The organism is Frigoribacterium faeni (assembly GCF_011761235.1).
Taxonomy (GTDB): Bacteria; Actinomycetota; Actinomycetes; order Actinomycetales; family Microbacteriaceae; genus Frigoribacterium; species Frigoribacterium faeni_A.
Genome location: NZ_JAAOYW010000001.1, coordinates 1,007,749 through 1,030,421 on the forward strand (window position 1 = coordinate 1,007,749; position 22,673 = coordinate 1,030,421).

Below are 22,673 nucleotides of genomic sequence, written 5' to 3' on the forward strand. Positions count from 1 at the left end.
CTCGGCCGGTCGTCCTGACGTGCCGCCCTTCGACCGCGTCGTCGAGCGCCACGGCACGACCGTCCTCCGCGTGTGCCGCGCGCTGCTCGACACCGCCGACGCCGACGACGCGTGGTCCGAGACCTTCCTGGCCGCTCTCGTCGCCTGGCCCGACCTCCCGGCCGACGTGAACGTCGAGGCGTGGCTCGTCACCGTCGCGCGGCGCAAGGCCCTCGACGTCCTCCGCGCCCGGGCTCGGCGCCCTCAGCCCGTCGAGCTCGTCCCCGAGCCGCCTGCCCCCGTGCCTTTCGACGAGCTCGTGGCCCGCGACGACGCCCTGCTCGGCGCAGTGAGGTCGCTGCCCGACGGCCAGCGCGACGCGGTCGTGCTGCACCACCTCGCCGGCCTCAGCCACCTCGAGGTGGCCGAGCTGACCGGCCGCAGCCACGCCGCCTGCCGCCGCTCGGCCGCGGACGGCGTCGCGGCCCTGCGCCGAGCCCTCTCCGACGCCGCCCCGGCCGCACTCGACGCCCGACGGGCACGTCGCCCGCTGCCCTCTCCCGAAGGAGCCTTCCGATGACCGACGCCCCCGCACCCGCCGTCGAGCTCGACGACGACCCGTCGCTGCGGCGCGGGCTCGTCGCGGCGACCGACAGCGCGCCGGGGCCACGCCTCGACGCCCATCTCGACGCGCTGCGCGACCGGCTCGCCGACAGCGCCACCTCGGCGGGCACCGTCGACGTGTTCTGGCGCACCGTGCCCTCCCCGGTGGGCGACCTGCTGCTCTGCGCGACCGACGTGGGCCTCGTGCGCGTCGCGTTCGACGTCGAGGACCACGACGCCGTCCTCGACCGCGTGGCCGCGCAGGTGGGGTCGCGCGTGCTCAGGTCGCCGCGCAGGCTCGACGGCGTCGTCGTCGAGCTCGACCAGTACTTCGCGGGCCGCCGCCGCGACTTCGACCTCGTGCTCGACCGCCGGCTGTCGCGGGGCTTCCAGCGCACCGTCCTCGAGCACCTGCCCGAGATCCCCTACGGCGAGACGGCCAGCTACGCCCGGGTCGCCGCGGCGAGCGGCAGTCCCCGCGCCGTGCGGGCCGTCGGCACGGCCTGCGCCACGAACCCGCTGCCCGTCGTCGTGCCGTGCCACCGTGTGGTGCGCAGCGACGGCACCCCCGGGCGCTACCGAGGCGGCGAGGCCGCCAAGGCCGTGCTCATCGGCCTCGAGTCGGGGGCGCGCTCGTGAGCGGCGTCGTCGTCGGCGACGACGGCCTCGCCCGTCCGCCCTGGGCGGCGGTCGACCCGATGCTGCGCGAGTACTACGACACCGAGTGGGGCATGCCCGTCCGCGACGAGCGCGGCCTGTTCGAACGGCTCAGCCTCGAGGCGTTCCAGTCGGGGCTGTCGTGGGCCACCATCCTCCGCAAGCGCGAGGCGTTCCGTGCGGCGTTCCGCGACTTCGACCCCGACGTCGTGGCCCGCTTCGACGACGGTGACCGCGAGCGCCTGATGGCCGACGCGGGGATCGTGCGCAACCGGCTCAAGATCGACGCCACCATCCGCAACGCGGGCGCGACGGTCGCCCTCCGTGAGCAGGGCGGCCTCGTCGACCTCGTCTGGTCGCACCGCCCGGCCGAGACCCCCCGGCCGGTCGAGCTGGCCGACGTGCCGACGACCTCGCCCGAGTCGGCGGCCCTGTCGAAGGCGCTCAAGGCGGCCGGGTTCACGTTCGTCGGCCCAACGACCATGCACGCCCTGATGGAGGCCGCGGGCATCGTCGACACCCATCTCGTCGACAGCCACCGCCGCGGGTCCTCCGGCGTCTGGGGCGACGTCCGGTGACCGACGTCGCCGCCCGGCCGTTCCGGCTGCGACTCGAGACCGACGGGCCCTACGACGACGCCCACGCCATCGGGCTGCTGGCCGCCCACAGCGTTCCCGGAGCCGAGCTGACCGACGTCGAGGCCCGCACCCACTCCCGCCTCGTCGACGTCGCCGACCGTGGCGAGCCGAGCCGCGTGCTGCGGATCGACCTGCGCCTCGACGACCGTGGGGCCGACGTCACGGCCACCGCCTCCGCCGGGCTCCCGCCCTCGCCCCGAGACGCCGAGCGCGTCGAGCACCTGGTCCGGCGCTGGCTCGACCTCGACGCCGACGTCGCCGCGGTGATCGCCGTGTTCCGCGACGACCCGGTGCTCGGGCCGCTCGTGCAGGCGCGCCCCGGCATCCGTGTCACCGGCAGCCCCGATGGGTGGGAGGCGGCGGTCACGACCGTGCTCGGCCAACAGGTCTCGCTCGCGGCCGCGCGCACCTTCGCGGGTCGGCTCGTCGCGGCCCTCGGCAGCGACGTGCCCGGCACGGGGCTCCGACGGTTCCCCCGGGCCGACGTCGTCGCCGCCACGCCGGTCGACGACCTGCGCGCGGCCGTCGGGGTGACCGGCGCCCGGGCCCGCACGCTCCACGCCGTGGCCGAGACGGTGGCGGGCGGCCTCGTCATCGCCCCCGACGGCGACCGCGCCGCGGTGCGCGCGACGCTGCTCGCCCTGCCCGGCATCGGCCCGTGGACGGTCGACTACCTGTCGGTGCGCTCCCTCGGCGACCGCGACGCCTACCCGGCGGGCGACCTCGTCCTGCGCCGGTCGCTCGGCGGCGTCACGACGCGGCAGGCCGAGGTGGCCTCGGCGCCCTGGGCCCCGTGGCGGGCCTACGCGCTCTTCCACCTGTGGTCCGCCGCCCTGCCGGCGGGGCCCTAATCGAGGCCGGCGCCACCCCTGAGCGGGGCCGGGTGCGCCGTCCGCGCCCGCGCCTCGGCGCGCGCGCCGACGCACCCCGCGCACGACGCCTACTGTCGGAGCGGATCCGCCCACCGAGAGGACGCCCCATGAGCCCCACGAACGACCACGCCCCCGAGCACGGCGACGACCGTCCCCTGGAGGAGCGCGTCGAGGAGGCGGCCCTCGCCTCCCACGACGCCGCCGCGGCCCCGGCGGGCCACCCCGCCGACGGCGCGACCGACAGCCAGGGCCGCCCGGCCGGCGACGACGACGCCACCCCCGACGGCGACGTGACCGAGCGCCTCGGCGGCCCGATGTCGGGCGAGGACGGCTACGTCGCGGTCGACGCCGCGGGCGTCTCCGGCGACCGCACCGCCGGCCTCACCGCGGACGACGAGGACGGCCGCGGCGAGAGCCGGGCCGAGCCGGGCGCGCAGGTCACCGGCAGCGGCGGGCGCTGAGCCGGGCCACGGGCCCGACCCGGGCGTCGCAGGGTCGCGGCGTCGCAGGGTCGCGGGGTCGCGGCGTCGCGGCGTCGCGGGGTCGCGGCGTCGCGGCGTCGCGGCGTCGCGGGGTCGGCGGCATGGTGCAAGCTGGTCGGGATGACTTCCTCGCGCGCGCACCTCGACGACTTCGCCTCCTTCATCCAGGCGTCCCCCTCCTCCTTCCACGCCGCGGCCGAGGCCGCCCGCCGGCTCGACGAGGCGGGCTTCACCGCCCTCGACGAGACGGCCGCGTGGCCGACCGGCCCCGGGCGGCGCTACGTCGTCCGTGACGGCGCGGTCATCGCGTGGGTCGAGCCGGGCGGCGCCTCGGCGACGACGCCCTTCCGGGTCGTGGGCGCGCACACCGACTCCCCCGGGTTCAAGCTCAAGCCCAAGCCGACGACGGGCACCCGGGGCTGGGTGCAGGCCGGCGTCGAGGTCTACGGCGGCCCGCTGTTCAACTCGTGGCTCGACCGCGACCTCGAGTTCGCCGGGCGGCTCGTCACACGCGGAGGAGGCTCGCACCTGGTGCGCACCGGGCCGCTGCTGCGCATCCCCCAGCTCGCGGTGCACCTCGACCGCGGCGTCAACTCCGAGGGCCTGACCCTCGACCCCCAGCGGCACCTCGCCCCCGTGGTCGGCGCCGGGCCCCTCGGCCAGGCCGACGTGCTCGGGCACCTCGCCGGCCTCGCCGGCCTGTCGGGGGCGGACGTCGTGGGCTACGACGTCGTCGTCGCCGACACCGCCGCGCCCGCCGTGCTGGGGCTGTCCGGCGAGCTCTTCGCGGCCGGCCGCATGGACAACCTCTCGTCGACCCACGCCGGCCTCGCCGCCCTGATCGCGACCGCCGAGGCGGAGCTCGACCACGTCGCCGTCTTCGCCGCCTTCGACCACGAAGAGGTGGGCTCGGCCACGCCGTCGGGCGCGGCAGGGCCCTTCCTCGAGGACGTCCTGGCCCGGGTCTCCGCCGGGCTCGGGGCCGACGCCACCGACCACCGACGGGCGCTGGCCGCGTCGTGGTGCCTCAGCGCCGACGCCGGCCACGCCGTGCACCCGAACTACCCCGAGCGCCACGACCCTGCCGTCCAGCCGATCGTCAACGGCGGCCCGCTGCTCAAGATCAACGCGAACCAGCGCTACGCCACCGACGGCCTCGGCGCGGCCGAGTGGGTCCGGGCGTGCGAGCAGGCCGGGGTGCCGTTCCAGGAGTTCGTCTCGAACAACAGCGTGCCGTGCGGCTCGACCATCGGACCGATCACGGCGACGCGCCTCGGCATCCGCACCATCGACGTGGGCGTGCCCCTGCTCGGCATGCACTCGGCACGCGAGCTGTGCGGCGTGGACGACCCGGCCTCGCTGTCGGCCGCGGCGGCCGCGTTCCTGGCCCCCGCCTCCTAGGCGCTCCCGCCGCCGGGCCGGTCGCCCCTGTGGGACCGGCCCGAGCAGCAGCCCGGGCAGCCCCGGGCCGCCCCCAGTCCGCCCCCTGGCAGCCCGGCCTCAGCCCAGCGCGACGGCCCCGCGCTGCCCGAGGACCCACGCCGTCATCTCGGGCCAGGGCCCGAAGCCGGACTCGGGGGTGAGGTGGCCGCCGCCTCGGACGACGTGCTGCCGGGCGTCGAGGCGGCCCCGCCAGGTGTCGCCGAGCCCCAGCGGCAGCCACGGGTCGTCGTCGCCCGCGACCACGACGCTGTCGCCCGTCGCGCCCGCCGTGAGCAGGCGTCCGTCGAAGAGCTGCGACTCCGCCGCGTCGGGGTCGGCGGTCGTGCCGCCGTCGACGAACGCGTGCACCGCGTCCTGCCCCGCGATCAGCTCGGGCGACGGGGGCGACACGAGCGCCACCCGGTCGGCCCGCAGCGGGTCCGTCCCCGCCTGGAGCCGCAGCCAGAGCAGCGTCGACAGGCTGTGGCAGACGACGGTGACCGGGCCGGGGCCGAGGGCGGCGTGCTCCGACCGGACCACCGCCTCCCACGCTGCCGGGTCGGGCTCGTCGGGCGAGGGCAGCTGCGGGTAGCGCACGGCCGTGCCGAGGCGTCCGAGCTCGTCGGCGAGGAGGTGCTGCCAGTGGTCGGCGGGCCGGCGGTTCTGCCAGCCGTGCAGCAGCAGCACGCCCGGCGCGGCGCCCGACGGGTCGGCGTCGACGGCCCCCGCAGCGGTGCTCGTGCTCGTGCGTGTGCTCTCGGTCGTGCTCGGCGTCGTGGTCACGTGCCGATCCTGCCCGAGCCGAGCCCGTGCCGTGCCAGGCTCGACCCATGTCGTCACGCAGCGTCCCGCCCGGCTTCGTCGACGCCTGGGACTTCGACGGCGAGCCGATGCTGGCCGGGCCCGTGCCGACGGGGTTCCACGAGACCGTCGTCTCGCGCGTCGTCGGTCACGGCGCCGACGACCACCGGGTCGCCGGGGACGCCGTGCTGGGCTGGCAGGTGCACCGCGGCTCGGGCTTCGTGCCGCTGCAGGTGCCCGACCGGGTGCGGGTCGGCGTCATCAGCCTGTGGGCGATCCCGTTCGGGCCGCTGCGGCCCCGCGTGGCGTGCCGGGTCGTCCGGGTGCTCGACGACGAGCCGGCCGCGCCCGGCGCGGCGACCGGCGACGGTGCGGGCGCCCTGCCCCGCTCGACGGGGTTCCTCCACGCCGCCCTCGTCGGCCACCCGCAGCGGGGCTGGGAGAGCTACCTCGCGACGCGGCACCCCGACGACCGCGTCACGCTCGACATCCGCGTGGTGTGGCGCCCCGGGGCCTGGTGGATGCGCCTCGCCGGGCCGCTCGGCGGCCTCGCCCTCCGCCTCCTGCTGCACCGCAACCTGCGGGCGCTCGACCCGGTGCTGCGCCGCTGAGCCGAGGAGGCGCCCGTCGCGCACACGGACCGCACCGCCGGCAGATGCCAGACTGGCCTCCCCACCGCCCCGCCTCCTGCCCCGGCAGCGGCGTGCGGACAGACCGACGAGGAGGCGCATGGCCGCCAGACGCACACGCCGACGCGACGAGTCCAGCACCCGCGTCCGCGTCACGCGGGTCGAGCGCGGCGACCTGTGGGTGCGCGTCAGCACGATCGGCACGACGGGCGAACGGCCCTTCGTGCTCGTGCCGGGCATCGGCGTCTCGTCCGACTACTTCGAGCGGCTCGCCCCGAACCTCAACTCGTTCGGGCCGGTGCACGCCCTCGACCTGCCCGGCTTCGCCGGCGTGACACACCCGCGCACGGCGCTCGAGATCCGGCAGTTCGCCGACCTGGTCGGCGCCGTCATCGACGACCTCGGCCTGAAGGACCCGATCGTCGTCGGCCACTCGATGGGCACCCAGATCGCGACGGACCTCGCCGCCCGCCGCCCCGAGCTCTCCACCCTCGTGCTGATCGGCCCCGTGGTGAACCCGGCCGAGCGGCGCGTCACGGTCGCCGCCCGACGGTTCCTGCAGGCGGCCTGGCACGAGCCCGGCCGGGTCAAGGTGCTCGCGCTGCGCGCCTACCTCGTGTGCGGGGTGCACTGGTTCTCGCAGGTGCTGCCGAAGATGATGACCTACCCCATCGAGCAGCAGCTGCCGAAGGTGCGCGCGCACACGCTCGTCATCCGGGGCGAGCACGACGCCGTCGCGCCGCGCAGCTGGGTGGAGCAGATCGGCCGTCTCGTGCCGTCGTCCCGGCTGTGGGAGATGCCCGGCGCCGCCCACTCCGTCATGCACGCCCACGCGGAGGAGGTCGCCCGCCTCTGCGTCGAGCACGCCGAGCAGCCGCCCCGGCCCGGCGAGGGCGGCGACCTCAAGCACTACGCCGACGCCGGCGACGGCTCGGAGCGGGGCGAGTTCGCCTTCACGCCCCGGGGCGTCGTGCAGGCCGTGGCGGCGACCGTGCGCGAGGGCGTCGCGATCGCCCGGGGCGACGACGCCGGGGTCGGCCGTGCCAAGTCGGACCACGCGGAGGCGATGCTCGAGGCCCACGAGCGCGCCGAGCGCCGACGCGACGAGGAGGAGCGCCCCGGCGCCGAGGACGCCCACGACGCCGACCGCGACGGCCTCGACGACCGGACCGGCGCCTCCTAGGCTGCAGGGCGGTCTCGACCGCCCTCCGTTGCCGGCGCCTGCTAGGCCCCGCCGGTCACCGTCAGCACGACGAGGGCGACGTTCAGGGCCACGACGATCGCGACGGCCGCCCACGCCACGACGCGGGTGCCCGTCGCGTTGCGGCCCGTCCCCATGAGGCGGGCGTCGCTCGTCACCACGACGAGCGGCACGAGGGCGAAGGCGATGCCGAAGCTCAGCACGACCTGGCTGAGCACGAGCAGCCAGGTCGGGCTGATGCCCGTCGCGAGCAGCACCAGGGCCGGCACGAGGGTGACGACCCGCCGCACCGTGAGCGGCACCCGCACCCGCAGCAGCCCGTGCATGATCTCGGCACCGGCCATCGAGCCGATCGACGTCGACGCCAGGCCCGAGGCGAGCAGCCCCACCGCGAAGAGCACGCCCACCACCGGGCCGAGCGCGTCGCGGATGGCGTCGTGGGCCCCGGGGATGGTGTCGGTGCCGGTGCGCCCGGGCAGGGTCGACGCCGCGAGCACGAGCATCGAGATGTTGACGCCGCCGGCGACCACGAGCGCGAGGACGACGTCCCACCGGGTCGCCCTCAGCACGCGGCGACGGTCGTCGCCCTCGGCCACGGTGCCGTGGTGGTCGCGGACCAGCGCGGAGTGCAGGTAGACGGCGTGCGGCATGACCGTCGCCCCGAGCATGGAGGCGGCGAGCAGCACCGACTGCGCGCCCTCGAACCGGGGCACCAGGCCCTCGAGCATGCCGATGCCGGAGGGCGGCGAGAAGAACAGGCCGGCGCAGAAGCCCACCGTGAGGATCGCCAGCATGCCGATGACGACCGACTGGAAGACGTGTCCGCCCCGGTACCGCGTCAGCATGAGCAGCCCGAGCGAGACCGCGCCCGTGACGATCCCGCCGACCACGAGCGGGACGCCGAAGAGCAGCTGCAGGGCGAGCGCGCCGCCGATGATCTCGGCGACGTCGGTGGCCGCGGCCACCACCTCGGCCTGCCCCCAGTAGGCGAGGCGGGCAGGACGACGGAGGCGCGCGCCCATGACCTCGGGCAGCGACCGGCCGGTCACCACCCCGAGCTTCGCCGACAGGTACTGCACGAGCACCGCGACGGCGTTGGCCGCGACGAGCACCCAGAGCAGGCCGTACTGGTACTGCGCGCCGGCGGTGAGGTTGGCGGCCACGTTGCCGGGGTCGACGTAGGCGATGGCCGCGACGAACGCGGGCCCGAGCAGGGTGCCGCGGGGCCTCGGGTGCGCAGGTCGTGCCGGTCGGCCGTCGGGCGCCTCCTGCACGGCGGAGCCCGGGGGTCGTGTCGTCGCCATGCAGGCAGCCTACCCATGTTTCGGCGTGCCGAACTTCTGTGTTGCTGCGGTCGAAACTCCTGACGGGCCGTCGGACGGACGACGGCCCCGTCCCGTGCCGGTGCACGGGACGGGGCCGTCGGGGCCTGCCGGGCGGACGCGCCCGGGGCGGGCTACTCGGTGGCGACGGTGATGGTCGCGACGCCGACGAGCATCTCGTCCTCGACGGCCTCGGTGCCGAAGGTCTGGTTCAGCAGCTCGGCCGCGTCCGAGCTGACGTGCACCGTGGTGCCCTCGAGGACGGCGTTCGTGCCCTCCATGCGGAGGGGCTGCAGCGTGCCGCCCCAGAGGTCGAAGAGGAAGGCGTCCTGGGCGACGATCTGGTCGCCGACCGTCACCGTGCCGTAGAGCTCGCTCTCGCCCGGGTCGATGCGGAAGTCGCTGAGCTCGACGACCGTGCCGTCGGCGGCGGTCAGGCTGAGGCCCGAGCCGTCGTGGTCGATGTTGCCCTGCACGTACGGCCGCACGTCGCCCTCGGGGTCGTAGTAGTCGACCGTGCCGCCGGTGATCGGGAACGAGAACGTGCCGTCCGTGAACGTGGCGGTGCCGACGACGCCGGGGGTGAGGCCCAGCGTGCCGAGCGCGTCGACGAACGAGGCGTCGACGGCGACCTGCGTGTCGACGCCGGCCGTGAGCTGCGGGATCGAGGCCAGCGGCTCGGCGCTGGCGGCCTCGGACGGCTCGGTCGCGTTGGTGGGGTGCGTCGGGGCCGTGTTGTTGCTCTCCGAGTCGGAGGTCGACGAGCAGGCGGCGAGGCCGAACACGAGGGCGCCCGCGGCGACGACGCCGAGGGTGCTGCGGACGAGGGGGGAACGGTCGAGGAGGCGCATGGTGTCCTTTGCGTGTCGCGGTCCGCGGTCCTCCGGCGGGGCCGGGCGGGGCGGGTGGTGTCGGTGGTGCGGGTGGTGGGGGTGGTGCGGTGATGCGGTGGTGCGGAGGCGGTGCTGGGGCGGCGGTGCGGGCCGGCCGTGGCTCCGGTGTCGCGGGGCCCGGTGCCGGTTCCGGTACACGTCGAGGGATTCGACGCCATGGCCCGGCCGGATCGGTGAGCCGACCTCGAGGCGGTCCCGACGCCCCTCGCGGGGTCGTCGGGACCCGTCGGTCAGACCTGGTGGTCGGGCACGAAGCGATCGACCTTGCGGTGCCAGCGCTGCCCGAGGAGGCCGCCGAGGACTGCCCCGGCGAAGCTGAGCACGAGGAGCAGGCCGAGGAAGACGAACGACTCGAGCGACGACGACGACAGGTCGTCCATCGACGGCACCATGGGGTTCGGAGCCGACTGGTCGCCCGCCTGCACCCCGATCACGGCGCCGACGACGGCGACCACGATCGTGATGACGAGGCCCCAGAGCCAGGTCGCGAGGCCCTGCTTGAAGCCCGAGAACCGGGCCACCCGCGAGGCGGTGAAGCCGCCGACGAAGTAGCCGGCGAACACGATGACGAGCACGACGATGCCGGTCACCAGCGAGTACAGCTCGGCGTTGTCGCCGAGGTAGCCGCGGAACCCGTTGGGGTCGGAGCCCGACGAGGCAGCCACCACCGCGGAGGCGATGGCCGCGAAGACCACGAACAGCGAGACGCCGAAGCCCGTGGCGGCGAACCAGCCGAGCAGGCCAGCGCCGAAGCGGATGCCCGAGAACTCCTGCTTCTGCTCGGTCAGGAGCTCACGACGCAGGGCGACCGGGTCGGCGCCCTCGGCCACGAGCGGGTAGGCCTGCGAGCCGGTCGCGGTGGTCGCGTCGCTCGAGCCGGGTCGAGCGGCCACGCGGCCGTCGTCGGTGCGCCAGGCGGTGGTCGGCGCGTCGTCGCCGCGGGCGGGGGCCGCCACGGGGGCGACGACCGTCGGCGAGTCATCCGAGCGAGCGTCGTCGTCGGCGTCGGAGGCACGACGCTCGTCAGAGGCACGGTGCGCCTCGGCGGCGCGCAGCGCCTCGTCGTCGTGCAGGGGGCGGCCGGAGTCGTCCTGCGGAGCGGCCGACCAGGCACGCGAGGCCGGCGGGGTGGGCGCCACGACGGGCGGCACCACCGGGGCGGCGTCGTCGCGACGGTCGGCGTCGGCGTCGTCACGGCGGTCGGCGTCGGCGTCGTCACGGCGGTCCGCGTCGGCGGCGCGGTCGCCGGTCTCGACGCGGTCGTGGAGCACCTCGGTGTCGGCGTGGTCCGAGGTCGGACGGTCGTCGGCGGTCGAGGACTCAGGAGTCGTCGCCGCGGCGGCGGCGACCCCGGGGCCGTCGGCGGTGCGACGCTCGGCGTCGCCTGAGTCGTCGACACGGGCGGCGTCGAGACGCGAGTCGCGGGCCTGGTCGTCGTGGCCCTGGCCGTCGCCCTGCGCGGCGGCCGAGGCGGGTGCGTCGCCGAACGCGACGGCCGGCGGCGCGGCCGGGCCCGTCGACGAGTCAGGAGCCGAGGTCGACGCTTCGTCGGCCCGGCGCTCGGCCGACCAGCCGCGGTCGTCGTCGCCTGAACGCTCGACGCGGTCCTCGGGGGCGACCGCCGGCTCGGCGGGCCCGTCCGTGGCCGTGCCGGGGCGGTCGGCGTCGGCGCCGAAGTCGACGGCCGGACGGTCGGCAGCGGCGGGCGCACCGAAGTCGACGGCGGGGCGGTCGGCGGCGGGCGAGCCGAAGTCGACGGCGGGCCGGTCCGCGGCGGGCGAGCCGAAGTCGACGGCGGGGCCGTCGGCGCTGCGGTCGGTGCCGTCCGCGGGCGCGTCGGCGATCGTGTCGCCGTCGCCACGCGGGGCGTCGTCGAGGGGGTCGCGGGCGGGTTCGCGCGGGGCGCGGTCGCGTGCGTCGCCCTCGTCGGCGCGGTCTCTGGGGGTGTTCGCGTCGGTCATGGGAGCTCCTCGTGATCGTGGCCTCGCGACGACCCGCTGGCCACGTCGCCGGTGCTCCGTGACCCCGGGTGTCGCCTGTGGTCTTCCTGAACGGTACGCCTGACGGCGGTTCTCGGGCGGGAGCCCCGCCCGGAGCCCGCGGACGACGGCCACGCCGACGCCGGACGGCCCCGACCCCGGCCCGGCCGCGCGCCCGCGCCCGGCCCGCTCCCGGAGGCCCGGTAGCGTGGAGGAGGCGCCCCCCGCGACGAGCGGGCCCCGGCGTCGCGCGACGAGACAGACGACGAGACAGACGAGGACGTCCCATGACCGACACAGCCCCCACCGCCGACGCCGCCGACACCGCCGCGTCCGGCCCGGCCGCCCCCGGTCGCCCCAAGCCCCCCGCCGACATCGCCCGCTCGTGGCTGCTCGTGCCCGGCACGGCCCCCGAGCGGTTCGACCAGGCGTCGCGCTCGCGCGCCGACCAGATCGTCCTCGACATCGAGGACGCCGTCGACCCGGCCCGCAAGCCTGCCGCCCGCGACGACGTCGTCGCCTGGCTGACCGCGGGCGGGCGCGCCTGGGTGCGCATCAACGACCGCTCCACCGACTTCTGGTCCGACGACGTCGACGCGCTGCTCGGCCTGCCCGGCCTGCAGGGGGTCATGCTCGCCAAGACGGAGGCCCCCGAGCACGTCACCGAGACCTTCGACCGCCTCGGCGGCGCCGTCCGCGTGCTCGCCCTGGTCGAGTCCGCGCTCGGCATCGAGGAGAGCCCCGCCATCGCGAAGGCCCGCGGCGCCTTCCGCCTCGCGTTCGGCAGCGGCGACTACCGCCGCGACACGGGCACGAGCGCCGACGACCTGGCGATGGCGTACCCGCGCTCCCGCCTCGTCGTGGCGAGCCGCATCGGCGGCCTGCCCGGCCCGATCGACGGCCCGACGGTCGGCAGCAGCCACCCCGTGCTGCGCGAGCAGGCCGGCGTCGCCGTCGCGCTCGGTCTGACCGGCAAGCTCTGCCTCGACGTCGAGCAGCTGCCGGTCATCAACGAGGTCATCAGCCCCACCCCGTCGGACGTCGCCTGGGCACAGGACTTCCTCGCCGACTTCGAGGGCCGCGGCCGCGTCATCCGCGACGGCAGCGACCTGCCCCGCCTCGGCCGGGCGCAGAAGATCGAGAAGCTCGCCACGGCGTTCGGCGTCGCCCCGGCCAGCTAGCCGGCCGACTGCAGGGCCGAGGAGGCGCACCCCCCGTGGGTGCGCCTCCTTCTTCTTGTTCTCCGCCTTGACACACCGACTGTCAACGACATATCTTTGACACATCGCGACAACCACCGCGACAGACACTTCAGACCCGGTCACGCCGGGTCGACCATCGAGAGGACGTTCCCCATGGGCAACGCACACCACCACATGAACCACGACCACCCCGACCACTCCGACCGCCGCGAGCAGCACGACCGCTTCGCCGGCGGGGGACGCTTCGGCCGCCCCTTCGCCCGCGGCCCTCGCCCCGGCGGCTTCGGCCCCGGCTTCGGACCCGGCGGCCCCGGCCCGTTCGGCGGGTTCCCGGGCTTCGGCCCCGGCGGTCACCGCGGCGGACGTGGCCGCGCCCGCAAGGGCGACGTCCGCCTCGCGGTGCTCTCGCTGCTCGCGGACGCCCCGTCCAACGGCTACGGCCTCATCAAGGCGATCGCCGAGCGCACCGACGGCGTCTGGAAGCCGAGCCCCGGCTCGGTCTACCCCACGCTGCAGCAGCTCGTCGACGAGGAGCTCATCGTCGCCGGCGACCAGGCGGCCAAGGGCGAGTACTCGCTGACCGAGGCCGGCCGCGCCTACGTGGCCGAGCACGCCGAGGCCGTCGAGGCGGCCTGGGCCGCGACCACCGGCGACGAGGGCTCGGACGAGTTCCGCGAGAGCCTCGGCAAGCTCTTCGGCGTCGTGCAGCAGTTCCGCTCGGGCGTCACCGACGCGCAGCGCGCGGCCGCCACCGCGAAGCTCGACGAGACCCGGCGCGCGCTCTACGCGATCCTCGCCGACTGACGACTGTCGCCCGGCGGCCGGCCCTGACGGCCCGCGCCCGGCTGCCGGCGGACGGCGGACGGCGGACCGTCTGCGTCCGAGCCGCGACGGCCCCGTCCCACACCGCCGAGTGGACGGAACACCGCCCACTTCGGCGGTGTTCCGTTCACTCGGCGGTGTCGCGGTGCGGGGCGGCGGTGTCCCGGCGGCGGGGCGGGTCTGCAGGGCGGGTCGCGGGTCGGGTCCAAGGCGCGGGCCGCTGTCGGCGGCACGGTGCACGATGAGGGCGCACCACCCACCGACCAGCAGGAGGCGCGGATGACCATCGCAGACGACCAGCCGGAGGCGGCAGCCGCCCTCGGGTACGACCCCTCGTTCCTCGACGTGCGGGTGCCGCTGCCCGACCCGGGCGCGCGCGCCGTGCGCGAGCTGCCCTACGCCCACTTCACCGTGCTGCTCGACCCGGCACGCCGCCTCGCCGCCCTCACCGCGGTCAACGTCGACGGCGCCTCGCTGGTCGACCTCGAGCGGGGCGACGACTGGCACCTCGACGAGCGCGTCCCGGCCGACCAGCAGTGCGGGCCCGAGGTCTACAGCCGCAACGACCTCGACCGCGGCCACCTCGTCCGGCGCCGCGACCCGGTCTGGGGCACCGCCGCCGTCGCCTCGCGCGCGAACCTCGACACCTTCACGTACACGAACGCGGCGCCGCAGGCGGCCGACTTCAACCAGTCGTCCGAGCTGTGGCTCGGCCTCGAAGACCTGGTCCTCGAGTACGCCGCCGTGCACCGACAGCGGCTCACCGTGCTCACGGGCCCGGTGCTGCACCCCGACGACCCGACGTACCGCGGCGTGCAGCTGCCGCTCCGGTTCTGGAAGATCGCGGCCTGGGCCACCCGCGACGGCGCGGCCCTCCGCACCGCCGGATACCTGCTCGACCAGTCTCCGCAGCTCGACGACGCCGACCTCGAGCGGGCGACGCTGCGGGCCCGCGACGAGGGCGAGCTGCCTCCCCTCGGCCCGTACCGCACCTTCCAGGTGCCGGTGCGCGACATCGCGGCGCTGACCGGGCTCGAGCTGGCCCAGCTGGCCGAGGCCGACTCGCTGCAGGTCGTGCCGACCGTCCGTCCCCCGTCGGGCCTGCCCGAGGGTTGGGTGCCGCTCGACTCGGCGGAGCAGCTCACGTTCTGAGCCGGGGCGGCGCGCCCGGCGGCCGTGCAGGCGTGCGTGGCAGGATCGTCCCCCGTGCTCGACGACGCCCTGACCCCCGACCCGCGACGGCGTGCTCCGGCTCCGGCTCCGGCTCCGGCTCCGGCTCCGGCTCCGGCCACCGTGCTCACGGTGCGGCGCGACCACGACGCGGCCCCCGGCCGAGCGACGCCGTGGCGTGACGTCGTGGCCGAGTTCCGGGTGCCCCGGTCGGCACGCTCGTCCGCCGACCCGGTCCGTGGCCTGTTCGACGAGCCCGAGCTGCACTTCACGCCCGGGCTCCGCCGCGGCGTGCTCGCGCTCCTCCCCCGCACCTCGGCGATGACGAGGGTGGTGCTGTCGTGGGAGTGGTCCGTCGAGGCCGCGGACTTAGCCGTGCACTCGCTCGAGCCCGATCCCTTCGGCGCCGCCGAGCTCCCGGCCCTCGAGCACTGGCTCCGCGACACGGCGCGACGACTCGCCGAGGCCGACGACGCACTCGTCGCCGCGGCCGCCCGGGTCGTCGACGACGTGGTCGCGGGGCACGACCGGAGCGCGCCTCCTCGACTCGACGGCGACGAGGCCGATGCCCGTGAGGCCGACGGCACCGGCACCGAGACCGGCAGCGCCGTCCTCGGGACCCGTGTCGCCGGGCCCGACCCGTCGTCGGCCCACGGGCGGGTCGACGTCCGCCTGCCCGACCCGACGGACCCCGGCCACGAGGTGCTCGTCGAGGTCGCGACCGGCCGAGTGCTCGGCCACCGTCGGACGCTCGCCGAGGGCGGCGACCCCTGGGCGTTCCGGTACGTGGTGGCCGACGGCGTGAACGACGTGACGACGGGCGACCTCGTGCACTGGCACGACCAGCACATCCAGCGGCAGATGCTCGCGGACGACGCCCGCCAGGCCCTCGTGCACCTGCTCGCCGGCCTCGACGCCCCGGCGTCGGTCGGCTACCGCGACTGACGGCCGCGGTCGTCGCACCGCGACTCCGGTCGCGGGGCGCCGGGCGCCGGTGAGCCTGCACCCGCTACCGAGACCAGATGCCTGCACCCGGTGCCGGGGCCAGGTGCCCGCAGCCGGTGCCGGACCCCGTGCCCCGTGCCCCCGCAGCCCTAGAGGCGGTCGTCGACGATCGCGACGAACCTGCTGCCGACGCCCGGCACCTCGGCGCGGACGACGCCCTGCTCGGGCTCGGGCAGCTCGTCGACGCCGTGGTCGTCGCAGCTGAGGTAGGTCCAGGTCGGCCACCACTTCTTCGGCCGGGCGGCCTCGTGGTAGCCGCAGACGACGCACGCGAGGTCGACCCACACCGGCTTGCCGGTGCGGTTGGCCCGCGACTGCAGCAGCCAGGCCGGCGGCGACTTCTCGAGAGCCATCAGCTCGTCGAGCGTCAGGCGAGCGGGGATGCCGTGGCGCGCGGCCATCTCGAGCGGGATGTCCAGCCGCAGGGCGGCGTCTCGTCGCGTGATCATCGTGCCCACCTTAACGGGTGCGACGGCCGCCGGCGGGGGTCAGGCCAGCGGCTTCTCGAAGCAGATCGAGTTCGGCAGGGCGTCGACGTAGGGCTCGTAGGTGGGGATCGGGCGGTAGCCGACGCGCTCGTAGAGGCGCACCGCCTCCGGCTGCCGGTCGCCCGTCTGCAGGATCAGCCGACGGGCCCCGCCCGCCCGGGCGATCGACTCGAGCTCGGCCATGAGGAGGCCGCCGAGGCCGCGGCCGCGCTCGGTCGCGTCGACGATGACCCGCTTGACCTCCCACTCGCCGTCGAGGTCGCGCAACGCGGCGTGGGCGACGGCACGCCCCGAGTCGTCGGTGACGAGCACGGTGGCGTGCACCCGCTCGGGGTCGACGCGCAGGGCGGCGTCGCGGGCGGCCGTGACCGAGGGGTGCTCGACGACGCCGGGGTCGGTGTAGCGCTCGTTCATCTCGGCGTCCATGCGGGCGCGCATCGCGACGGCCCGGGGGTCGTCCCAGGCGACGTGCTGCACCCGCAGCGCGGGACGGTCGGAGGCGTCGGCGACGGCAGGTGCCGGAGCAGGAGGAGCGGTGTCGGCAGGAGGAGCGGTGTTCGTCACCGAGACATCCTGCCACCCCTGCCCGCACGATCCCTGCACGGCCTGCACGCTCTCTCGGGCCGACGGGGTGCCGAGCCGCCGCGACGACGACGTCGCGCCGGCAGGATCAGCCGGGCCGCCCGGGTCAGCCGGGCCGCCCGGATCCAGCGGGTCAGCGGAGGCTGACCCCGCGGGCCGACATGAACGGCACCGGGTCGGTCGAGGCGCCGCCCACGCGGGTCTCGAAGTGCAGGTGGCAGCCGGTGGAGTTGCCGGTGCTGCCGACGAGGGCGATGAGCTGCCCGGCGACGACGGACTGGCCGTTGCTGACCCGGATGCCGCCGTTGACGATGTGCCCGTAGGCGGTGCTGACGCCGCCGCTGTGCGAGATGCGGACGTAGTTGCCGTAGCCGCCGTAGTACCCGGCGTAGGTCACGGTGCCCGAGGCCGCCGCGTAGATCGGGGTGGAGCAGCCGGGCGCGAGGTCCACGCCGTCGTGCAGCTTCCAGACCCCGGAGACCGGGTTCACGCGGTAGCCGTAGCCGCTCGAGATGCCGCCGCCGCTGGGGCGGACCCAGCCGCCCCCGCCACCGCCACCGCCACCGCCGGACGAGGCCGGGGGCGCCGGGTTCGAGGGCGTCGGCGCGGGCGCGCTGGGCCGTGCAGCAGCCGCCGCGGCTGCCGCGGCCGCCGCCGCCGCGCGCTGCTGGCGCAGCTCCTCGGCCTGGCGTGCCGCCTCGGCGGCCCGCGCGGCCTCCTCGGCCGCGATGCGCTGGCGCTCGGCCTCGACGCCGGCCTCGTACTGCTCCTGCGTCTGGGCCGTGGTGTCCTGCAGCACCGCGAGCTGCGCCTGCAGGCGCGACTCGTTCTCCTGCTGCGCGGCCACCGCGGCGGACGCGGCGTCGGCCGCTGCCTGCGACTCGTCCATCGACACCTGGGCCGTGTCGCGGAGGCCGACCAGCGCCTCCTTCGCGACCTTCGCCTGGTCGCCGAGCGACTGGGCGACGTTGCGGTCGGAGACGGCCTGCTCGCGGATGCCGTCGGCCTGCTCGGTGAGCTTGCTCATCGCGCCGAGACGGTAGAGGAGGTCGTCGGCGGCCTCGCCGTCGCCGACCAGCTGCGTCGACACGTCGCCGCCGCCGGTGCGGGCGAGCTGGGCCGAGACCTGCCCGGCGCGCTTCTCGCTCTCGTCGGCGATCGCGTTCTTCTCGTCGACCTGCGCCTGCAGCTCGGCGAGCTTCGCGGCGCCCTGGTCGGCCGCGTCCTGTGCGACCTGGAACGCGGCCCCGAGGCGCTCGGCCTCGGCCTGCGCGTTCACGGCGTCGGTCTGCAGCTGGTCGAGCAGGCCCTGCAGCTCGACGATCTGCGACTGCTTCGTCGCCTCGTTCGCCTGTGCCGCCTTCACGTCGTCCCACGAGGGGTACGACGCCGCCCGGGCGGGCGAGCCGCCGACCACGACGCCGGCGACGACGAAGACGAGCGCGAGGAGCATCGTCGAGACGGCGGCGAAGGCGCTGCGGGAGCGCAGGGCGGGCAGCGGAGAACTCACGTGGCGGTGTCCTGACTCGAGGGGACGACCCGGTGCCGGACGCCTCTCGGCGGCCCGCCACGGGGTCGGGGTACCTGCCCACCCTACGGCGTGGGTCGGCGAGGGTAAACCCGAGGTAGAAGGTTGACCTGTCACCCGACGCCCCCCAGAGAGGGGGCCACAGGACATGACACGAGTCACACGGGTCACACGGGACGCGTCACGCGTCCCCCGCGCCCTCGACCGGGTCGCCCGTGGGGTCGCTCGCCGCGGGGTCGTCGAGCAGGGCGCCGCCGACGGCCGTGCCCGCCCACTCGACCACGTGCCAGCCTGCCTCGGGATCGCCCTCGAGCACGACGGCGCCGGTGTTGGCGAGCTGGTGGTCGCGCACGAACGAGGCGTCGACGTTCGTCGCCCGACGGCCCGCCCAGCCCCGGATGGCCGCGCCGTGGCTGACGAGGGCGACGACGGACTCGCCGCTGGCGAGGGCCGTCTCGACCGCCGCGTCGTAGCGGCCGAAGAACGCGTGGCCGTCCTCTGCGCCGGGCACGCGGGCGTCGAGGTCGCCGTCGACCCAGCGCAGCACCGTGCCGAGGTAGGCGTCGACCGCCTCGTGGTCGGACCGGAGCTCGAGCTCGCCCGCCTCGACCTCGCGGAGGCCGTCGAGCACGGTCGGCTCGAGCCCGAGCGCGGCGGCCAGGGGCGCCGCGGTGAGCTGGGTGCGCACCAGGGTGCTGACGGCCAGCGCGCCGATGCCCTCGCCGGCGAGGGCGGCCGGCAGCGCGGCGGCCTGCTCGCGGCCGAGGTCGGTGAGGCCGGGGCCCGGCACCGTGGTGCCGAGCTCGCCCAGCACGTTGTCGGGGGTCTGACCGTGTCTGATGAGGAGGAGCCGCATGGTCAGCCACCCTACGGACGACCGCCGACACCGGCAGCGCCACCGGCACCGGCAGCCGCCACGAACCGGCGCGTCCCGCTCAGCCGGCGAGCACGTCGTCCGCGCGTGCCCGGGTCGGGCGCACGAACTGCGCCGAGACCTCGTCGGGCCCGGTCGCCCAGGCGAGCGCCGCCTCCTCGGCCATGCCGTGCCGCACGTGGCGGGCGACGAGCCGTCGCAGCCGGTCGCGCTGCGGCACCTCCACCCACCACGCGAGGTCGAGCTCGGCCCGGGCGCTGCGCCAGGGCTCGTCGTCGACGAGCAGGTAGTTGCCCTCCGCGACGACCACCTCGACGGCCGGGGCGACCTCGATCGAGCCGGCCACCGCCTCCTCGAGGCCCCGCACGTAGTCCGGCGCCCAGACGGTCGTGCCGCCCTCGCGGACGCGGCGAAGCAGGGCGAGCCAGCCGTCGGCGTCGAAGGTGTCGACCGCGCCCTTGCGGTCGAGCCGGCCCAGGCGGGCGAGGGCGGCCCCGGCGAGGTGGAAGCCGTCCATGGGCACGACGACGGCCGACGTGCCGGCCGCCACGAGGGCCTCGGCGAGCGCGGCGGCCGTGGTGCTCTTGCCGCTGCCGGGCTCGCCGGCCAGGCCGACGACGACCCGGCCGCCGGTCTCGGCACGGCGGGCGACGACCCGGTCGACGGCGTCGTCGAGGCTCAGCGGCACGACGGGCTCAGGCGTCGGGCGTGGCGGTCGCCCGCCGCGACGAGAGCGCCTTGCGCAGCACGGTGACGAGGATGGGCAGCACCGAGACGAAGACGATGACGATCGCCCACACGTCGATGTGGTCGGCGATGATCGGCACCCCGCCGAGCAGCGAGCCGAGCACGGTGAGGCCCACGGCCCAGAGGAACGCGCCGATCACGTTGAAGGCCAGGAACGCCGGGTAGCGGTAGCCCGCCGTGCCCGCGGCGAGGGGGACGTAGGTGCGCACGATCGGCACGAACCGGCCCAGGATCAGCGAGACGCCGCCGTACTTCGCGAAGAACGCCTCGGCCTTCGCGAGGTGGGCCGTCTTGAGCACGCGCGCGTCGGGACGGAACCACCGACGCCCGAACCGGTTGCCGAGCAGGTAGCCGACCTGGTCGCCGAGGAACGCGGCGGCGAAGGCGCAGAGCGCGATCAGCCACACGGGCAGCTCGAGCGCCTGGTGCAGCAGCCCGGCCGTGAAGAGCAGCGAGTCGCCGGGCAGGAACGGGAACAGCACGCCCGACTCGATGAACACCATGATCGAGATGCCCGCGAGCGCCCACGGGCCGAGGGCCGGCAGCAGCGCCTCCGGGTCGAAGAGCAGGAACCCGCCGGAGGCGGCGGGCAGGGAGGCGAGGAGGGTGGCGGTCGTCACCGGGCGAGTGTAACGACAGGCCGACCCGGCCACCTCCTCCCCCGGTCGTCGCAGGCCGGGCGCCGCCGGGGTCGTCCGGTCGGCGGATGCCCCGCGGCCCGGCCCCCTCCTAGTCTCGACGCAGGCCGACGGCCCCGACGTGCGACGGCGCACGGCCGGGCGGCGGCACCGGCACGACGACGAGAGGCACCTCCATGATCGAAGCTCGATCGCTCACGAAGAGATACGGGACGAAGACGGCGCTCGACGACGTCAGCTTCACGGTCCGTCCGGGCGTCGTCACCGGGTTCCTCGGCCCGAACGGGGCCGGCAAGTCGACGACGATGCGCATGATCGTCGGGCTCGACCGCCCGACCTCGGGCTCGGTCACCGTCAACGGCCGTCGCTACGCCGACCACGCCGCGCCGCTGCGCGAGGTCGGCGTGCTGCTCGACGCGAAGGCCGTGCACAGCGGCCGCAGCGCCTCCGACCACCTGCTCGCGATGGCGGCCACGCACGGCATCGGCAAGGCCCGCGTCCGCGAGGTCATCGCCCTGACCGGCCTCGAGCCGGTGGCGAAGAAGCGGGTGGGCGGGTTCTCGCTCGGCATGGGCCAGCGCCTCGGCATCGCCGCCGCCCTGCTCGGCGACCCGGCGACGGTGATCCTCGACGAGCCCGTCAACGGCCTCGACCCCGAGGGCGTCGTCTGGGTGCGCACGCTCGCCCGGCACCTGGCGAGCGAGGGCCGCACCGTGTTCCTCTCGTCGCACCTCATGAGCGAGATGGCGCAGACCGCCGACCACCTCATCGTCCTCGGCCGGGGCCGCGTCCTCGCCGACGCGCCCGTCAGCACGGTCATCGCTCAGGCCTCGGGCGACGGCGTGCGCGTCCGCAGCCCGCACCTCGCCCAGCTCTCCGACCTGCTGCGCAGCCGCGCCGAGGTCGTCGCGACGACCACCGACGACGGCGCGCTCGACCTGCGGGGCGTCACCGCCGCCCAGGTCGGCGAGGCCGCCGCGGCGCAGGGCATCGTGCTGCACGAGCTCACCCCGCTGGTCCGCTCGCTCGAGGAGGCCTACATGACCCTCACCCAGGACTCGGTCGAGTACCACGCCGGGGGCACAGGCCACGCCGGGGGCGCAGTACACGCAGGAGGCGCCTCCTCGGCTGCCGGCACCGCATCCGCCACGACGACGGGAACGACCCGATGACCACCACGACCACGCCCCGCACGACCGGACACGCCCACACGGCCGGCTCCGGCGTCTCGTTCGCCCGGGTGCTCCGCTCGGAGTGGATCAAGCTGCGCAGCCTGCGGTCGACGGCCTGGTGCTTCGCGGTCATCGTCGTGCTGCTGATCGGCTTCGCCGCCCTCGGCGCCGCGCTGTCGTCCGCCTTCGTCGGGACGGGCTCGACGCCCTCCCAGCAGCAGTCGATCGCCGTCACGATCATCACCTTCGGGTCGCCCTTCGCGCAGCTCGTGGCCGCGGTGCTCGGCGCCCTCGTCATCACCGGCGAGTACGGCACCGGCATGGTCCGCTCCACCTTCACGGCGGTGCCGCGCCGCACGGCCGCCCTGGTGGCCAAGGTCGTGCTCGTCGGCACGAGCACGTTCGTCGTCTCGCTCGTCGCCCTGGCCATCGCGCTCCTCGTGGCCACGCCGTTGCTCGCCGGCCAGGACGTCGACGTCGACCTCGGCGACGGCAGGCTCTGGGCCTCCGTCGTGGGCGCCGCCGCCGCGATCGCCTTCACGGCCATGATCGCCTTCGGCCTCGGCGCGATCATCCGCAACGGCGCGGGCGGCATCGCCGCGGCCATCGGCGTCGTCTTCGTGCTGCCGATCATCTTCGGCATCGCCCAGGGCCTGATCGGCAAGGCGTGGATCTACACGCTCAACGAGTTCACGCCGCCCCAGGCGTCGGCGCGCCTCTACGACTACCCGCTCGACGGCACGTCGATGATCACCATGCCGGCGGTCGACGGCGCGGTCGTGCTCGAGCCGTGGCAGGCGCTGCTGGTGCTGATCGGCTGGGTCGTGGTGCTCTTCACGGTCGCGCTCGCCCTCGTCAAGCGACGCGACGTGTAGTCCGCAGCCGCGCCTCCTCGACGGCGGGCCGACGTGACCTCGGGGTCGCGTCGGCCCTCGTCGTCGGCCGATCGGGAATGAACGACGCCGCC

Annotated in this window: 24 protein-coding genes; 14 read left to right on the forward strand and 10 right to left on the reverse strand. The window is 75.8% G+C overall.

All coding sequences use genetic code 11. From position 1 onward, the window contains the following. Positions 1 to 19: 19 nt before the first annotated feature. The 6 genes from FHR78_RS04660 to FHR78_RS04685 all read left to right on the forward strand — a co-directional run bounded on the left by FHR78_RS04660 (position 20) and on the right by FHR78_RS04685 (position 4,632). The gene (locus tag FHR78_RS04660) at positions 20 to 559 is read left to right on the forward strand and encodes an RNA polymerase sigma factor (protein ID WP_347878048.1); all 540 of its coding nucleotides are present in this window, start codon (positions 20 to 22) and stop codon (positions 557 to 559) included. After that, positions 556 to 1,221: a methylated-DNA--[protein]-cysteine S-methyltransferase gene (locus tag FHR78_RS04665; protein ID WP_166759288.1), complete on the forward strand. Its 666-nt coding sequence runs from the start codon at positions 556 to 558 to the stop codon at positions 1,219 to 1,221. Before FHR78_RS04660 ends, FHR78_RS04665 begins: the two co-directional genes overlap by 4 nt. Then, a complete protein-coding gene (locus FHR78_RS04670; protein WP_166759289.1) occupies positions 1,218 to 1,817 on the forward strand; it encodes a DNA-3-methyladenine glycosylase I in 600 nt (199 codons plus the stop codon). Before FHR78_RS04665 ends, FHR78_RS04670 begins: the two co-directional genes overlap by 4 nt. Next, a complete protein-coding gene (locus FHR78_RS04675; RefSeq protein WP_347878049.1) occupies positions 1,814 to 2,728 on the forward strand; it encodes a DNA-3-methyladenine glycosylase 2 in 915 nt (304 codons plus the stop codon). The genes FHR78_RS04670 and FHR78_RS04675 overlap by 4 nt, the downstream gene beginning before the upstream one ends. Before the next feature lie 128 nt (positions 2,729 to 2,856). Then, on the forward strand, positions 2,857 to 3,210 hold the full coding sequence (locus tag FHR78_RS04680) for a hypothetical protein (RefSeq protein WP_166759290.1): 354 nt from the start codon (positions 2,857 to 2,859) through the stop codon (positions 3,208 to 3,210). Positions 3,211 to 3,351: 141 nt separating this feature from the next. After that, on the forward strand, positions 3,352 to 4,632 hold the full coding sequence (locus tag FHR78_RS04685; protein WP_166759291.1) for a M18 family aminopeptidase: 1,281 nt from the start codon (positions 3,352 to 3,354) through the stop codon (positions 4,630 to 4,632). Between the two features lie 99 nt (positions 4,633 to 4,731). Here the strand turns inward: FHR78_RS04685 and FHR78_RS04690 are convergent, their stop codons facing one another. Further along, positions 4,732 to 5,436, reverse strand: a complete 705-nt coding sequence (locus FHR78_RS04690) for an alpha/beta hydrolase (protein ID WP_166759292.1) — start codon at positions 5,434 to 5,436, stop codon at positions 4,732 to 4,734. 47 nt (positions 5,437 to 5,483) lie between these two features. Here FHR78_RS04690 and FHR78_RS04695 point away from each other — a divergent pair, with 47 nt between their 5' ends. Beyond that, positions 5,484 to 6,065: a DUF1990 family protein gene (locus FHR78_RS04695; RefSeq protein WP_166759293.1), complete on the forward strand. Its 582-nt coding sequence runs from the start codon at positions 5,484 to 5,486 to the stop codon at positions 6,063 to 6,065. Between the two features lie 118 nt (positions 6,066 to 6,183). Next, on the forward strand, positions 6,184 to 7,266 hold the full coding sequence (locus FHR78_RS04700) for an alpha/beta fold hydrolase (protein ID WP_166759294.1): 1,083 nt from the start codon (positions 6,184 to 6,186) through the stop codon (positions 7,264 to 7,266). Positions 7,267 to 7,307: 41 nt separating this feature from the next. Here the strand turns inward: FHR78_RS04700 and FHR78_RS04705 are convergent, their stop codons facing one another. The 3 genes from FHR78_RS04705 to FHR78_RS04715 all read right to left on the reverse strand — a co-directional run bounded on the left by FHR78_RS04705 (position 7,308) and on the right by FHR78_RS04715 (position 11,460). After that, positions 7,308 to 8,588 carry an Nramp family divalent metal transporter gene (locus FHR78_RS04705; RefSeq protein ID WP_166759295.1) on the reverse strand — a complete coding sequence of 427 codons (1,281 nt, stop codon included), beginning with the start codon at positions 8,586 to 8,588 and terminating at the stop codon, positions 7,308 to 7,310. Positions 8,589 to 8,740: 152 nt separating this feature from the next. Beyond that, positions 8,741 to 9,457 carry a hypothetical protein gene (locus FHR78_RS04710; RefSeq protein WP_166759296.1) on the reverse strand — a complete coding sequence of 239 codons (717 nt, stop codon included), beginning with the start codon at positions 9,455 to 9,457 and terminating at the stop codon, positions 8,741 to 8,743. Between the two features lie 272 nt (positions 9,458 to 9,729). Continuing rightward, positions 9,730 to 11,460 (reverse strand): hypothetical protein, encoded by a 1,731-nt coding sequence (locus FHR78_RS04715; protein WP_166759297.1) that lies wholly within the window; start codon positions 11,458 to 11,460, stop codon positions 9,730 to 9,732. Between the two features lie 305 nt (positions 11,461 to 11,765). On the opposite strand from FHR78_RS04715, the gene FHR78_RS04720 reads away from it, so the two are divergent. From FHR78_RS04720 to FHR78_RS14820, 4 genes are all read left to right on the forward strand, one after another. Further along, the gene (locus tag FHR78_RS04720; protein ID WP_166759298.1) at positions 11,766 to 12,659 is read left to right on the forward strand and encodes an HpcH/HpaI aldolase/citrate lyase family protein; all 894 of its coding nucleotides are present in this window, start codon (positions 11,766 to 11,768) and stop codon (positions 12,657 to 12,659) included. Between the two features lie 195 nt (positions 12,660 to 12,854). Continuing rightward, a complete protein-coding gene (locus tag FHR78_RS04725; RefSeq protein WP_166759715.1) occupies positions 12,855 to 13,484 on the forward strand; it encodes a PadR family transcriptional regulator in 630 nt (209 codons plus the stop codon). Between the two features lie 297 nt (positions 13,485 to 13,781). Continuing rightward, positions 13,782 to 14,654 (forward strand): DNA/RNA non-specific endonuclease, encoded by an 873-nt coding sequence (locus FHR78_RS04730; RefSeq protein ID WP_166759299.1) that lies wholly within the window; start codon positions 13,782 to 13,784, stop codon positions 14,652 to 14,654. A gap of 54 nt (positions 14,655 to 14,708) precedes the next feature. Then, positions 14,709 to 15,617, forward strand: coding sequence for a hypothetical protein (locus FHR78_RS14820; protein WP_208392754.1), 909 nt, complete (start codon positions 14,709 to 14,711; stop codon positions 15,615 to 15,617). A gap of 149 nt (positions 15,618 to 15,766) precedes the next feature. On the opposite strand, the gene FHR78_RS04740 is transcribed toward FHR78_RS14820, so the two are convergent. The 6 genes from FHR78_RS04740 to FHR78_RS04765 all read right to left on the reverse strand — a co-directional run bounded on the left by FHR78_RS04740 (position 15,767) and on the right by FHR78_RS04765 (position 20,516). Further along, positions 15,767 to 16,126 (reverse strand): hypothetical protein, encoded by a 360-nt coding sequence (locus tag FHR78_RS04740; protein WP_166759300.1) that lies wholly within the window; start codon positions 16,124 to 16,126, stop codon positions 15,767 to 15,769. A 39-nt stretch (positions 16,127 to 16,165) separates the two neighbouring features. Further along, entirely contained in the window at positions 16,166 to 16,729 is a 564-nt protein-coding gene (locus FHR78_RS04745; protein WP_347878050.1) for a GNAT family N-acetyltransferase, read from the reverse strand. Positions 16,730 to 16,880: 151 nt separating this feature from the next. After that, positions 16,881 to 18,257, reverse strand: a complete 1,377-nt coding sequence (locus tag FHR78_RS15565) for a peptidoglycan DD-metalloendopeptidase family protein (protein ID WP_166759301.1) — start codon at positions 18,255 to 18,257, stop codon at positions 16,881 to 16,883. Between the two features lie 199 nt (positions 18,258 to 18,456). Continuing rightward, entirely contained in the window at positions 18,457 to 19,131 is a 675-nt protein-coding gene (locus tag FHR78_RS04755; RefSeq protein ID WP_166759302.1) for a histidine phosphatase family protein, read from the reverse strand. Between the two features lie 79 nt (positions 19,132 to 19,210). Beyond that, positions 19,211 to 19,837, reverse strand: coding sequence for a nucleoside/nucleotide kinase family protein (locus tag FHR78_RS04760; RefSeq protein ID WP_347878051.1), 627 nt, complete (start codon positions 19,835 to 19,837; stop codon positions 19,211 to 19,213). A gap of 7 nt (positions 19,838 to 19,844) precedes the next feature. Then, complete coding sequence (locus tag FHR78_RS04765; protein ID WP_347878052.1) at positions 19,845 to 20,516, reverse strand: DedA family protein; 672 nt, start codon at positions 20,514 to 20,516, stop codon at positions 19,845 to 19,847. Positions 20,517 to 20,710: 194 nt separating this feature from the next. On the opposite strand from FHR78_RS04765, the gene FHR78_RS04770 reads away from it, so the two are divergent. Beyond that, positions 20,711 to 21,706, forward strand: a complete 996-nt coding sequence (locus FHR78_RS04770; RefSeq protein ID WP_166759303.1) for an ABC transporter ATP-binding protein — start codon at positions 20,711 to 20,713, stop codon at positions 21,704 to 21,706. Beyond that, positions 21,703 to 22,581, forward strand: a complete 879-nt coding sequence (locus FHR78_RS04775; protein WP_166759304.1) for an ABC transporter permease subunit — start codon at positions 21,703 to 21,705, stop codon at positions 22,579 to 22,581. Before FHR78_RS04770 ends, FHR78_RS04775 begins: the two co-directional genes overlap by 4 nt. The last annotated feature ends 92 nt before the right edge of the window (positions 22,582 to 22,673 follow it).